This window comes from Desulfopila sp. IMCC35008, assembly GCF_010646885.2.
Lineage (GTDB): Bacteria > Desulfobacterota > Desulfobulbia > Desulfobulbales > Desulfocapsaceae > Desulfopila.
This window is the reverse complement of record NZ_CP050700.1, coordinates 5,477,882-5,490,825: the sequence shown is the minus strand read 5'-3', so window position 1 is coordinate 5,490,825 and position 12,944 is coordinate 5,477,882. Positions and strand designations below refer to the sequence as shown.

The window sequence follows — 12,944 nt, the reverse complement described above, 5'->3', positions numbered from 1 at the left end:
AATTCCTATATATTGCGGCAAATCGTAATGATTTTTTCTTTGGTATAATTATTTTGGAGGTTGAGTGTGAAAAATTTCCGCCGAATTGTCGGCCTCGTAGTGCTTGTTTTTTTACTGCCAATGCATGCGCAGTCCATTGATGTGATACACGAAATTCGCATTGGGGTCCTGGCCCATGATGTGGACAACTTGTGGAGTGGGTTCAGCCGTGAAGAGGGAACCGATTACAATGGTGAGCTGATTTTTACACCGGAATATTCACTGCTGGGCGGAAAGCTCCGCCCGAACCTCGGTTTTTCCATAAATGACGGTGATGATACCAGTAAAGTCTACGCTGGCGGGTTACTCGAATATACCTGGCGAAACGGTATCTTTTTTGACACAGGTCTCGGGTTGGCCATCCATGATGGTGAGACGGATGATGAAGGCCGGAAGGATAAAAAGGAGCTTGGCTCTCCAATTCTTTTCCGTGTAACCTTTGAACTGGGAGTGACTGTTGCCGATCATCACCGGTTGTCGGTGATGTTCGATCATATCTCCAATGCATATATTTTCGACCCGAACGAAGGCCTCGATACACTCGGTATCAGATATGGATATCTTTTTTAAAGGGACAAGATGAATCTATTACGACGCTATCTTATTCCTTTTTACTGTCTTGCCATGGTTCTGCTTACGTTCCAGCCGGCATTCGCGTTGTTATCAAAGGATACGACGGTTGATGATTTTTTAGAAAAGAATAAACCCTATTTAGGTGACTTTGCCGGGATGGTGGAGCGCAGGGTCATCCGGATGCTGATGCCGTACTCCAAGACGTTTTTCTTTTTTGATGGTGCACAACCCAAAGGGCTCAGTTACGAGGGGGCGATGGGTTTTAACAATTATCTCAACAAGAAATTGAAGTCGCGTCATGTGGAGGTAAACGTAGTGATTATTCCCACCCCGAGGGAAAAGCTGTTTTCAAGTCTCACTCTTGGGCTAGGGGATATTGCGGTGGGTAACCTGACCATTACTGATGAACGTCTGGAGCAGGTTGATTTCAGCGACCCTTTCCTGACCGGTGTCAGTGAAATCCTGGTGACGCCAAAAAGTACTGCCAAAATGGAGAGCGCTCTTGCACTGACAGGTATGGAAGTTCATGTACGCAAGTCAAGCAGTTATTATACAAGCCTTGAGAATCTGAATGAAGTGTTTGGCTCCACCGGCAAGGAGCGTGTGAGCATTCTGGCGGCAGATGAGCACCTTGAGGATGAGGATCTGATGGAAATGGTCAATGCAGAGCTTCTGCCCGCCATTATCGTGGATAAGCACAAGGCCCAGTTCTGGGCGAAGATATTGCCAAATATCCGATTGCATTCCAAGGTGGAAGTTGCCAGCGGCGGTCGTATCGGCTGGGCCGTCCGGAAGGATTGTCCGAAGTTGAAAAAGATCATCAATGAATATGTCCAACAGAACAAGAAGGGAACACTTACCGGCAACGTCGTCTTTAACCGCTATTTGAAGGAAACGAAGTATATCAGCAATGCGGCTCATGGGGAGAATATTAAGCGGTTCAACAAGGTGATTGATCTTTTTGCCAAGTATGGTGATACCTACGATTTCGATTACCTGATGCTGACGGCACTTGCTTACCAGGAATCGAGGCTCAACCAGAAACTCAAAAGCAATGCCGGTGCGGTAGGTGTAATGCAGATATTGCCGTCTACAGCAAAGGATAAGAACGTTGGGATACCCGATATACATAAACTTGAATCCAATATTCATGCGGGAACAAAATATCTGCGATATGTTGCGGACAGGTATTTTCCGGAATCTACTGGTATAGATTCGATGAACAGGGCGCTTTTCAGTTTTGCCTCTTATAATGCCGGTCCGGCCAAGGTTGCCAAATTGAGGAAAGAGGCGGAAGAAAAAGGTTTAAACCCCAATCTCTGGTTCAATAATGTGGAGCTTATTGCGGCCAAGAGGATTGGCCGTGAAACGGTCCAGTATGTGAGTAATATCTTTAAATACTACATTGCCTACAAACTTCAGCATGAGAAGTTGTTGAAACAGCAGTGATTTTTTCGAGCGCAGGGAAGTGCAGATTGTTACCAACGGATAAGGATACGAGGAAATGAAACCTGAAGCTGTCCACAAGATAGTATTACTCAGCATGGTTATTCTGATTTCAGTTATTTTCATGACCATGATACATCAGTTTCTGATGCCGTTGTTTATGGCGGGTCTGATCTCAGCTTTGGCTAGCCCAGCCCATCGCTGGGTGACCCGGCGGCTGAATGGGCGTGAAAACCTCGCCTCCCTGTTGGTTATTTTCGGGATTGTTTTCCTCATACTCGGACCACTCTCAATACTGATCGGAATTATTGTCGCCCAGGCAATTTCCGTCAGCCAGTCGGTCACACCCTGGATTCAGTCCTTTATTGCCGAACCATCGGTGTTGACCCAGTACCTTGAAAAGATTCCTTATTATGAAGAGGTCCTTCCCTATCGCGACGTTATCCTGGAAAAAGCAGGCCAGTTTGTCGGGGCCTTGACAAAATTTCTTGTAGAATCCCTGCAGTCCGTTGCGGGGTTGACCATCAGTGCCATTTTCGGGACGGTGATAATGCTCTACATCATGTTTTATTTCCTGACCATGGGAGGTGTGTTGCTGGAGAAAATTCTCTATTTTCTGCCTCTTAAGGATAAGGATGAGCAAGTGTTGCTGCGTCGTTTCACCTCCGTGACCCGGGCAACTATCAAGGGGACCATCATTATCGGCATTATGCAGGGTTCCATTTGTGGAGTCGCCTTTGCCCTGGCGGGCATTGATGGACCCGTCTTCTGGGGAAGTGTCATGGCTGTTACCTCGGTAATCCCCGCGTTTGGTACCGCTATCATCTGGGGGCCTGCCCTTATCATACTGGCACTCATGGGTAATATCAAGGGCGTCATTATTCTTGCGGTGATTTGCGGCGCTATCTCCGGCAACCTGGATAATGTGGTCAGGCCGAGACTGGTTGGCAAAGATACGGAGATGCACGACCTGTTTGTTCTTTTCGGAACATTGGGCGGTATCACCATGTTCGGTCTGCTGGGGATTATTATTGGGCCGATCATTGCGGCTCTTTTTATCTCCATATGGGAAATATACGGAAGTGTTTTCAAGGAGTATCTTCCGGATGTGGGTCCCGCCCTGGAAGCGGTGAGGCCGAAAGAGGATGAAGAGCAATAAAAGCAGCAGGTGCAGATCGCTATGGTACGAAGGTTGGTTTATGTGATTGTCGGCTTGATTTTGGGAGCTCCTATGGTCGTGATGGGAGCTGAAGGATTTTCCGCCTGGTTTGTGGATGTGGGTCAGGGTGGTGCGACGCTATTACACCAGCCGGGTAAGTGTGCCATGCTGGTCGATGCCGGTCCTATCGGCAGCGGAACACGTCTGAACAAGCTGTTTGAAAGGGAAGGGGTCAAAAGGCTTGATTACGTTATTATCACCCATCCTCACAAGGACCATTATGGTGGTTTGAAATCGATAGCCAGAAAGATGCCGATCCGCGAGTTTTCAGATAATGGTGATGTGAACATTGAGGAGCGAGGGTTTGAGGATTACAGCCAGTTGCAGTATGACCTGCCTTATTCTGTAATCGGTGCGGGTGATTCCTGGATGTGCGGCGACCTGGCGGTTGATGTGCTTCATCCGGCAGCGGATTATGACAGCGGCAAGGATTATAACAGCCGGTCATTGGCCTTGAATGTCAGCTATCGAGGATTCAGTCTGCTGTTGATGGGGGACCTGGCCGGGCCGGGAGAGAAACAGATGCTTCGGGAAAGCCCTGTTCCTCTTGCCTCGGTTATTCAACTGGCACATCACGGTGCCGAGGATTCCACCTCGCCTGAGTTGTTGAAACGGGTTCGGCCAACGATCGCGGTTATCAGTGTCGGCCAAAACGATATCGGGGCACCTTCTCCCGAGGTTCTTGGCCGCCTGGCCGAGAATAAGGTGCGCGCCTTCAGAACCGATATCGAAGGGACTATACGGTTGCTGGTGGCGGAGAACGGAAATTTCCGGGTGACTCATTAAGTCGATATCATAATATCAGTTGGTTAGCTGCTGAAGTCAGCGAATCCATTTATATATGGCAGCTGATTATAGGTATCTTTAATTCTATCACTATTTTGCAGCAGTGCCTCCAGGCTGTCCCAGCTTCCCTTGAGAAGCGCAGTGCGGGATGAATCGGTTATGGTCAGAGGGTGTGTTTCCCCCCCTAACGTGACAGATGCCTCTTCCAGGTCTAGATCCAGAATAGTTTCCGGTTTACTTTCCACTATCTGCATAAGTCGCTGAACTGTTTCCGGGTTGGTTGTAAAGACCGGAATACCGAGATTGGTGCAGTTACCTGCAAATATCTCGGCAAATGATTCACCGATAATGGCCTTGATGCCAAAGCGTTTAATTGCCTGGGGGGCGTGCTCCCGTGAGGAACCGCAACCAAAATTACCGTTTACAAGCAACACGGAACCACCCCCAAATTTTGGATTATTCAGTGGATGATCAAGAGGCTGTCCCCGCTCGTCAAACCTTTCGTCCCAAAAGAGTTGTTCTCCAAGTGCTTCAAATGTTACGCAGCGTAAGAATCGAGCCGGGATAATACGGTCAGTATCGATATCGTTACCAGGTAACGGGACAGCTCGGCCGGAAACGGCTTTAATCTGTGATGAGTTGTTCATTTTCCCCCTCCGGGCAAGAGATTCCGAACATCGGTAACCTTGCCTTTGACTGCAGCAGCAGCGACCATAGCAGGGCTCATGAGCAGGGTGCGGCCTTTGGGGGCACCCTGTCTGCCGATAAAATTCCGGTTTGAGCTGCTGGCACAGAGCTGCCTGTCACGCAGTTTGTCCGGGTTCATGGCAAGGCACATGGAGCAGCCGGCTTCCCGCCATTCGCATCCCGATGTCGTAAATATTCTATCCAGCCCTTCTTCTTCGGCCTGTTGTTTCACTTTTTTAGAACCGGGAACCACCAGTGCACGTACATGGTCTGCAACTTTCCTCCCCTGTAAGATTGATGCAGCTGTTCTTAAATCGGAGATCCTGCCATTGGTGCAGGAACCGATAAAAGCCACGTCAATCTTTTGTCCGGTTAAAGGCTGTCCTTCTTCAAAACCCATATGCTTATACGCCTTGGCTGTTATCTCCCGCTCGTTTTCATGGACGGTGTCTCGTGTTGGCAGGGGTGAATTTATTTCAACGCCCTGGCCGGGAGTTATGCCCCAAGTAACCATAGGTCCCATGGTTGAAATATCCAGTTCAAACTGGTCATCATATTTTGCATCCGGGTCGGAAGCCATCGATTGCCAGTAGCGTACGGCCCTGTCGAAGTCCTCACCGTCAGGGGCGAATGGTTTCCCGCGCAGGTAGTTGAAGGTGGTTTCATCGGGGTTGATGTAGCCAACCCGTGCGCCCCCCTCAATGGACATGTTGCAGATTGTCATTCGCTCCTCCATGGAGAGAGCCTCTATGGCCGGCCCGCAGAATTCGTACGCGTAGCCGATGCCGCCCATGACACCGAGCTCTGTAATAATACGGAGGATTATATCCTTGGCATAGACGCCTGGCTGGCGTTCACCACTAATGAATATTTTTTTCACCTTGAGACGATCCAGCCCCAGGGTCTGGGTAGCGAGTACATCCCGTACCTGCGACGTGCCGATACCAAGGGCGATGGCTCCAAATGCGCCGTGGGTCGAGGTGTGCGAGTCCCCACATGCGATGGTCATACCCGGTTGAGTGAGACCGTTTTCGGGGCCGATGATATGGACAATGCCTTGTGAGTCGGAATCGAGGTTGAAGAATCGGATACCAAAATCCTGGCAGTTCTTTTCGAGCGCTACCATCATCTCTTCTGCGAGACTATCCTTAAAGGGCCTGATGTACTGGTTTTCAGTGGGCACGATGTGATCGACTGTCGCCAAGGTCCTGTCCGGGTATTTGACGTTTAGGCCCCGTTCACGGAGCGCTGCAAATGCCTGGGGTGAAGTGACTTCATGGACCAGATGCTGACCGATAAAGAGCTGGTCACGTGTCGGAGAGAGCTGGCTGACAGTATGCCGATCCCACACCTTGTTAAACAGGTTTTTTCCCATGATTTTTCCTCATGTCTGTGATTGAGACGTGTTTTGTCAACAACGTCGTAATACGATAACCACCAAACGGTGAAACGGAACGAGATAGTCTCATTTTCCCATATGTCTCTATGAGTTCCTGGTGAAACGTAGGATAAGTCTTACCTGTCACGTCATTTTTGACATACCATAGGGAAAGTTTCACCTGACCGGCTAATGGAGTTCAGACAGCTATCTCTGGTGGGGAAAACGGAGTTGGGCTTGTCACCGTGTCCCAAAAGGTAAAATACGGGTTCAAATTTTGGAAGAGATTAGAGACGGAGATTATGCGAATACTTTTACTCGAAGATGCCAGGTCGACACGGGCTGAAGTTACTGATGTGAGCACTGCTATTGCTGAAGGAACCGATGCTGTGATGCTTTCCCAGGAGACAGCCACTGGTAATAACCCGGTGAATGTGGCACGCACCATGGCATCTATAATATTTGAGGCGGAGCATTGTGGAAGGCTCGATAGCGAGCGGTACCGCCAGCTCCTCGAAGAGGAACAGGGCAACCCGGTTCTTACCGCAGCTGCAGGGTTCCGTTCAACAAAGGCTACCCTGCTGCTTGACCCTGAGGAGACACTCTACCCCGTTCTTTCCAGATAGAGCCGGCAGGTACCGACTATCCTGATCACCCGGCATTGCCAGGTGGCCAGGCATGCAAGCCTTTAAAAGAATGTTACACCTATTATCATTCCCGAGGAGCTGCATCGGGATGAGGTGGTTTTCCAGGCCATCAAGTTGGCTATTCGTATAGGCTGTGTTCGTCATGGGGATCTTTTGGCCGTGGTTGAAGGATCTCGGGTAACACCAAGCGGCATAGAGCAGGATGGGGCCTTGCAACTGGTCCGGGTTCCCATGAGTGAGGCCTGATTTTCTTATAGGATCATCATCATGATTACACAAAGCCCACTTCATGGGTTATGGATTCAGACGAGTTCTACCCGATATGAGACTTGTAAAAAACGTATGATTCAGGGTATTAAGAGTCTTCTGTTTGCAGTATTGGTCCCCCAAGGTGCTGATTGTGAGAAAAAAATAGTAAGGAGGAGAAGAAATGAAAAAGTGGAGCGTAGTATTTTCTCTGTTTTTCCTGTTTTGCCTGGCCGGGAAACTGCAGGCGGCAGAACATCGGATTGGCGGCGGGATAAATTACTGGACGTCAGTGGATGACATCGATTTTGATGATGTCGATGATGACGGTTTTAGCTATCTGGCCAGTTACCAGTACTGGCCGGGTTTGATTGGTCTTGAGGTGGACTTGGAAATCCTGCCGGATAAGTATGGCGAGACGGCGTTTGCCCCCCAGGCCTTTGTGCTGGTCGGCAGGTCAATTTATGCAGGGGCAGGTATCGGTTGGGAGTATCGGGACAGCGACCTGGCGGATGAACCGTTTTTTGCCTTTCGGGCAGGTTTAAATCTTGAGCTGTTGCCGGGGATTTACGGTGACTTCTACGGTCTCTATCGTTTTAATGATTCAGCCGAGCTTGATAACGAGACCACCGATATCGATTCTGATACCATTTTTCTGGGAGCTGCGATCCGGATAGCGCTGTAGGTCGGAGCGTTCATAATGAATACAAAAGGGTCAGACCTTAGGTCTGACCCCATTTGAGGATTAATTAAACAGGAATGGGGTGTGTAACCTCCTGTTCATTGGGTATCTGCTTTTCGTCTACTACCTTTGCCGGAGTATCTTCATGGATACGGTAAAACGTGCAGTAAAGTACCGGCACCACGATTAATGTGAGAAGTGTGGCAAAGGTGAGCCCACCCATGATAGTAACGGCCATGGCATTGAAGAAGGCATCCCAGAGGAGCGGGATCATACCCAATACTGTGGTAAAGGCGGCCATGGCAACCGGGCGTACACGACTGACCGCAGAGTCGATCACTGCCACATATGGACGTTTACCCTTTCGCAACTCAATATTTATCTGGTCGAGCAGCACGATTTCGTTTTTCATCAACATCCCTGAGAGACTTAAGAAACCGAGAAGGGCCATAAATCCAAAGGGCATATCGAAGATCAGTAACCCTGCCGCTACACCGATAAGGGCCAGCGGCAGTCCTAAAAAGATGATGACAGGGTGACGCAAGGTGTTGAACAGCATAACCGAAATCAAAAACATGATGGAGAAGGCCAGGGGTACCTTGGCCATCAGTTTCCTGTTCGCATCAGTGGAGTTTTCATACTCTCCACCCCACTCAAGATGATAGCCGGTTGGCAGCTCAATAGACTCGATGGGGCCTCTCAATTCGTTGAAGAGAGCGTTGGCTGTACCGGTGAGATGCTCACATGCTACAGTAATGGTGCGTTGACGGTTGAGTCGTCGTATGACCGGATCTTCCCAGGTGGTTGAGACACCGTCTGCCACCTGTTCCAGGGGGATAGAAGTACCTGCCGCACTGCTCCAGACCATTATATTGTTCAGATTATCAATTGATACGCGCTGTTCTTGAGGTGGGCGGATGATTATGGGCAGTAAATCCTCACCTTCGCGATACAGTCCGGCGACCGAACCTGAAAAGGTGGTGCCGATGGACTGGGCGATCTCCGGTCTGAACACACCTATTTCACGTGATCGGGTTCCGGCCATGGAGACTGAGGCAACTTTCACCTTTTCTCCCCAGTCGGTATTAACTGAGTCAGTATTCTTATGTTCCCACATGATTCGTTTGGCCTGGTCGGCAAGTTCCCGGAGAACAACAGTATCCGGACCACTAAACCGTGCTTCGACAGCCTTCCCGCCCGGACCAAGCTTGAATTTTTCCACCTTGGTAACGGCTCCGGGTTGGTACCCTGCGAGATAGGCCCTTACTTTGGGAATAATGGTATCTATGTCTCTGTAATCTTTAACAGTGACAAGAAGTTGACCGTAGCCGCTATTAGGCATTTCCGGGTTGTAGGTGAGGATGAACCGGAGGGCACCACCACCAGCAAAGGTTGTTATGTCGGTGACGCCTTCCAGTTTACCGATCTCTTGTGCCGTAACTGAAAGTTGCCTGTTGGTGTGGTCTATATGGGTTCCTTCCGGAAACGTGAGGTTGACCAGGAACTGGGGGCGGGTGGAACCGGGAAAAAAGTTCTGTTTGACAAAGCCAAAGCCATAGATGGCCCCGCCCAGCATGCCTATTACAACCAGCAGTGTCAGCCAGCGAAACCGGATGCAGCCTGAGAGAAAAACACGGTAGCCCAGGAAAAAGAAGTTGTCGTATGGATCCTGCCCAGCTTCCCCTTTCTGTCCTGAAAGAAAAACAACACAGAGGTACGGTACTATCGTGACGGCAATAACCCAGCTTAGCCCTAACGAAAGAGCTATCACTTTGAAAAGACTACCGAGGAATTCACCTGTCACGTCCTTGGAGAGCGAGATCGCCGCAAAAGCGAGAATGGCGATCACAGTTGCACCGAGCAGCGGCCACTGGGTTTCTCTCACTGCCTCGTGGGCTGCCTGGTTTGGTGACTGGCCCCGGCGAGTCTTGATGATATAGCCTTCTGTCACGACGATGGCGTTGTCGACCAGCATCCCCAGGGCGATAATGAGGGCACCGAGTGAGATGCGTTGCAGGTTGACGCCCAGTACCTTCATGCAGATAAAGGTCGCCAGGATGGTGATGAGCAGGACGATACCTATGATCACCCCTTCCCGCAGCCCCATAAACAATACCAGCAGCAGGATGACGATGGCTACAGCCTCAAGCAGATTGATAACAAAACCGTCTACGGCAGTACGTACAGTATCAGCCTGGAAAGAGATAGTGTGAAGCTCGATACCTACAGGCAAACGTGGGTCCAGCTCTGCCAAACGTTCTTTTACGGATTCCCCCATGGTCACCACGTTACCGCCGGAAACGGTAGAAATACCGATTCCTACGGCCTGTACCCCGTTTCGCTGAAGTATTTGCTGGGGTGGATCGATATAACCCTTACTGATGGTGGCGACATCCTTTAGACGAATCATGTTTGTCCCTGACGGACCCTGGATGAGCTGTTCCCCCATATCGTCGATGGACATGTAATCGCCGGTAACCCGCAGCCGGACATGTTCCGAGCCGACTTTTACCCTGCCTGTTTCAGTGACCGAGTTCTGCTGGCTGATGGTGTTGAGTATTGCTGTTATCGGCAGCCCGAGTCGGGAGAGCTTGGTCCGGTCGAACTCGACATAAACGACTTCCTGCTGAAAACCCCAGAAATCGATACGCCCGACATCTTCGCAGAGCAGGAGTTCCCGTCGTAAATCCTCGGCAGTTTTCTGGAGCTCGCGCTGGGAATAGCCATCTCCGGTTAGCGCCAGGAAGATACCGTACACATCACCAAAATCGTCATTGATGATGGGGGCAATGGATCCGGGGGGCAGGGAGGGTGTGGCCTCGCCGATCTTCCGACGCAATTCGTCCCACACCTGGGGCAGGGTATCCTTGTTGTAGAGATCCTTCATCTCTGCGAAGATGATGGACAAGCCGTCACGGGAGATAGAGCGGACTTCATGAAGTTGCTTAAGCTGTTGGACCGCTGTCTCGAGGGGTTCAGTGATCTCCTGTTCGACTTCCTCTGCGGTGGCCCCGGGATATTGGGTGAATATCACCGCTTCCTTGATGGTGAATTCAGGGTCTTCCAGCCGGCCTAGCCGCTCGTATGAGAGCAGTCCGCCGATGGTGATCATGACGATCAACACCATGGTGACGATGCGGTTCTGCAGACAATATGTTACAAAATTCATCCGTCCAGCCCCTCCGCACCTTTTTTCATCGGCCTGACACTCATGTTTTCCGTGAGGGTGTGTACCCCGGCGGTGGCAATACGGGTTCCTGGCTCAAGTCCTTTAACAACGGTAATACCCTGCTGTGATAATTCCCCGATAGTAATCCTTTGCTTGAGAGGTTTTCCACCTTCTTCAGGGATGATCCAGGTGTAACTTGCTCCATCCGGGCCGGTAAAAACAGCTTCTGCGGGAATGATGGCCATGATACCGTGAGGCTCACCTGTGATCTTTGTTTGCAGGGAGGTTCGTACCGTTGCTGTCATGCCTGGATAGATCTTAAGATCTGTTGGACGTTCCAGCCTCACAGCTACATCATAGGTTCGGGTGACCGGATCTGTCTGGACACTGTACTCCTTGATTTGCCCGGGAAACCAGCGTCGTGTATCGGCATCGAAGTTGACCCAGATATCAATGAAATCTTCGATAGCACCGTGAGCCATCAGCCTCTCCGGAATTTGGATCACGACCTCTATCTCGGAAATATCCTGGATCGCCAGGATGGATGCCTGTTTCTTGATATGCTCATTGTTTTCAGCAAACCGCTTGGAAATGACGGCATCGTAGGGTGCAGTGATAACCGTATCGTCCAAACCTTTTTTCCTGATATTCATCTCGGCGAGTGCGACTTCGTAGGCGGTTTTTGAGGTGTCGTACTCCGACTGGGAAATTACGCTTCGTTTTTGCAGGGTTTCGGTTCGTTTGAAATCCGCTTCAGCCCGCAGATAGTTTGCTTTTGCTGCGTCGAAACTGTTCTTGAAATCACGTTGGTCAATGCGGGCGAGGACATCCCCTTTTTTTACCGGCAGACCTTCCCTTCCATTCAGTTCGACCAGTAGGCCGTCCACGGAAAAACCAATATTGGCACTTCGTTTAGCTTGAACCGTGCCGGGAAACAGCCTGGTTTTTCGTAAGGAATATTCATCTGCGAGAGTGGTTGGGATCGGTCGTTGGGATGATAAAGCTATTGGTGCCGGTCCCTCTGCATTGATTTTTCCTGAGACGGAGGTGTACCAGCCGAAACTTCCTGTACAGCAGGCAATAACGGTTCCTATGAGTACATATCGTCGTACTTTCATTCTATGCTCCATTATGGTTCTGAAGATTATTCCTGCAGATCGGCCGGAAGGGGGAGACCTGCCTCAAGTATCATTGCCCGGGCGAGTTTGGTGGCAGTGGTCTGGAAGAACGCGTCGTCAAGAGGTAGGTTGGGGCGGGTCATCTGAATCGCTTGGTGTGCAACCTTGTAAAATATGAGCGGCCCGTAAAGGAGGTCTGACCAGGCGGCGGCTTCTTCATCGGTGGCCCCGGGATTTATTTGCTGGTAGAAGTTCATGGAGCTTTCCACATCGGGTTTGAAACTCTCTTCAACCAAACGTTCCATGGCTGTGGTCGGGTTAACGATTTCCCGCAATATGATTTTTGTTTCCCATTCAGGGCGTCCGGCCCTGTGAAAATGGTGAAAACTGCGAAAGACCTGGGTCCTGATTATCTCGGCTTGTCCGGCTGGGGTTGCCATGAGGCCCGGATTTTCATTCAGGATGACGGCAAACGATATTGTCTCGGAGCGTTGGAGGGAGGTTATACACGCTTCGCTGTATAGATTCTCTTTGGTCCCGAAATGATAGTGGATGGCGCTGAGTTTTACGCCCGCTTTATCCGCGATCATCCGGGTGGAAACCGCTTCAAATCCGCTATCTGCAAACAGTTCGCCCGCGCTTTCGATAAGTAAATCTTTGGTTTTAGGTGTATTTTTCAAAATCTATTCCCCATGTATTAGGATCATGTCAACTGACTGACCGCAATAATAGGTCGAATGACCTATCAGGTCAAGGGGATTTTTGGGTGGATATTCTCATTCATGCGTATGTATTGGAGTCACAATCCTGAACAGGTTTGATAAAATGATATGGGAGAGCGGTAAGCTCTCCCATATCCTGCGGGCTATTCCTGTATATGTGAAGAAAGGGGGAGGGAGGGCAGGAATAGCTGTTGTGTCGCATGAACTACTAAGTAGGTCGAACGACCGTTAA

General features: G+C 50.1%; 12 protein-coding genes. 7 read left to right on the top strand and 5 right to left on the bottom strand.

The genetic code is table 11. The features are described from left to right. The first annotated feature begins 66 nt into the window (after positions 1-66). From GA520_RS23465 to GA520_RS23450, 4 genes are read left to right on the top strand one after another with little or no spacing between them, the layout of a single operon-like run. Complete coding sequence (locus GA520_RS23465; RefSeq protein ID WP_205749180.1) at positions 67-609, top strand: acyloxyacyl hydrolase; 543 nt, start codon at positions 67-69, stop codon at positions 607-609. A 9-nt stretch (positions 610-618) separates the two neighbouring features. Next, positions 619-2,061: a lytic transglycosylase F gene (locus GA520_RS23460; RefSeq protein ID WP_163335848.1), complete on the top strand. Its 1,443-nt coding sequence runs from the start codon at positions 619-621 to the stop codon at positions 2,059-2,061. A 55-nt stretch (positions 2,062-2,116) separates the two neighbouring features. Further along, positions 2,117-3,217 carry an AI-2E family transporter gene (locus GA520_RS23455; RefSeq protein ID WP_163335847.1) on the top strand — a complete coding sequence of 367 codons (1,101 nt, stop codon included), beginning with the start codon at positions 2,117-2,119 and terminating at the stop codon, positions 3,215-3,217. A gap of 21 nt (positions 3,218-3,238) precedes the next feature. Next, the gene (locus GA520_RS23450; protein ID WP_163335846.1) at positions 3,239-4,063 is read left to right on the top strand and encodes a ComEC/Rec2 family competence protein; all 825 of its coding nucleotides are present in this window, start codon (positions 3,239-3,241) and stop codon (positions 4,061-4,063) included. Between the two features lie 23 nt (positions 4,064-4,086). Here the strand turns inward: GA520_RS23450 and leuD are convergent, their stop codons facing one another. Together leuD and leuC are read right to left on the bottom strand one after the other, a co-directional pair. Beyond that, the gene (gene leuD, locus GA520_RS23445; protein ID WP_163335845.1) at positions 4,087-4,710 is read right to left on the bottom strand and encodes a 3-isopropylmalate dehydratase small subunit; all 624 of its coding nucleotides are present in this window, start codon (positions 4,708-4,710) and stop codon (positions 4,087-4,089) included. After that, positions 4,707-6,125: a 3-isopropylmalate dehydratase large subunit gene (gene leuC / locus GA520_RS23440; RefSeq protein WP_163335844.1), complete on the bottom strand. Its 1,419-nt coding sequence runs from the start codon at positions 6,123-6,125 to the stop codon at positions 4,707-4,709. Before leuC ends, leuD begins: the two co-directional genes overlap by 4 nt. Before the next feature lie 305 nt (positions 6,126-6,430). Between leuC and GA520_RS23435 the strand changes: the two genes are divergently transcribed. From GA520_RS23435 to GA520_RS23425, 3 genes are all read left to right on the top strand, one after another. Further along, the gene (locus tag GA520_RS23435) at positions 6,431-6,754 is read left to right on the top strand and encodes a pyruvate kinase (RefSeq protein ID WP_163335843.1); all 324 of its coding nucleotides are present in this window, start codon (positions 6,431-6,433) and stop codon (positions 6,752-6,754) included. Positions 6,755-6,868: 114 nt separating this feature from the next. Further along, on the top strand, positions 6,869-7,021 hold the full coding sequence (locus GA520_RS23430; protein WP_163335842.1) for a hypothetical protein: 153 nt from the start codon (positions 6,869-6,871) through the stop codon (positions 7,019-7,021). Between the two features lie 184 nt (positions 7,022-7,205). Beyond that, a complete protein-coding gene (locus GA520_RS23425; protein WP_240910025.1) occupies positions 7,206-7,706 on the top strand; it encodes a hypothetical protein in 501 nt (166 codons plus the stop codon). 64 nt (positions 7,707-7,770) lie between these two features. Here GA520_RS23425 and GA520_RS23420 read toward each other — a convergent pair whose 3' ends face one another. The 3 genes from GA520_RS23420 to GA520_RS23410 are packed head-to-tail and all read right to left on the bottom strand — an operon-like array spanning position 7,771 to position 12,670. After that, on the bottom strand, positions 7,771-10,872 hold the full coding sequence (locus GA520_RS23420; protein WP_163335841.1) for an efflux RND transporter permease subunit: 3,102 nt from the start codon (positions 10,870-10,872) through the stop codon (positions 7,771-7,773). Further along, a complete protein-coding gene (locus GA520_RS23415; protein WP_163335840.1) occupies positions 10,869-11,990 on the bottom strand; it encodes an efflux RND transporter periplasmic adaptor subunit in 1,122 nt (373 codons plus the stop codon). Before GA520_RS23415 ends, GA520_RS23420 begins: the two co-directional genes overlap by 4 nt. A gap of 26 nt (positions 11,991-12,016) precedes the next feature. Continuing rightward, complete coding sequence (locus GA520_RS23410; protein WP_163335839.1) at positions 12,017-12,670, bottom strand: TetR/AcrR family transcriptional regulator; 654 nt, start codon at positions 12,668-12,670, stop codon at positions 12,017-12,019. Between the last annotated feature and the right edge of the window lie 274 nt (positions 12,671-12,944).

What these genes read in the sequence shown, in the direction of transcription:
- GA520_RS23460 (WP_163335848.1), top strand. Translation starts at nt 619, where the DNA reads ATGAATCTATTACGACGCTATCTTATTCCTTTTTACTGTCTTGCCATG.
- GA520_RS23455 (WP_163335847.1), top strand. Translation starts at nt 2,117, where the DNA reads ATGAAACCTGAAGCTGTCCACAAGATAGTATTACTCAGCATGGTTATT.
- GA520_RS23450 (WP_163335846.1), top strand. Translation starts at nt 3,239, where the DNA reads ATGGTACGAAGGTTGGTTTATGTGATTGTCGGCTTGATTTTGGGAGCT.
- leuD (WP_163335845.1), bottom strand. Translation starts at nt 4,710, where the DNA reads ATGAACAACTCATCACAGATTAAAGCCGTTTCCGGCCGAGCTGTCCCG.
- leuC (WP_163335844.1), bottom strand. Translation starts at nt 6,125, where the DNA reads ATGGGAAAAAACCTGTTTAACAAGGTGTGGGATCGGCATACTGTCAGC.
- GA520_RS23435 (WP_163335843.1), top strand. Translation starts at nt 6,431, where the DNA reads ATGCGAATACTTTTACTCGAAGATGCCAGGTCGACACGGGCTGAAGTT.
- GA520_RS23425 (WP_240910025.1), top strand. Translation starts at nt 7,206, where the DNA reads ATGAAAAAGTGGAGCGTAGTATTTTCTCTGTTTTTCCTGTTTTGCCTG.
- GA520_RS23420 (WP_163335841.1), bottom strand. Translation starts at nt 10,872, where the DNA reads ATGAATTTTGTAACATATTGTCTGCAGAACCGCATCGTCACCATGGTG.
- GA520_RS23415 (WP_163335840.1), bottom strand. Translation starts at nt 11,990, where the DNA reads ATGAAAGTACGACGATATGTACTCATAGGAACCGTTATTGCCTGCTGT.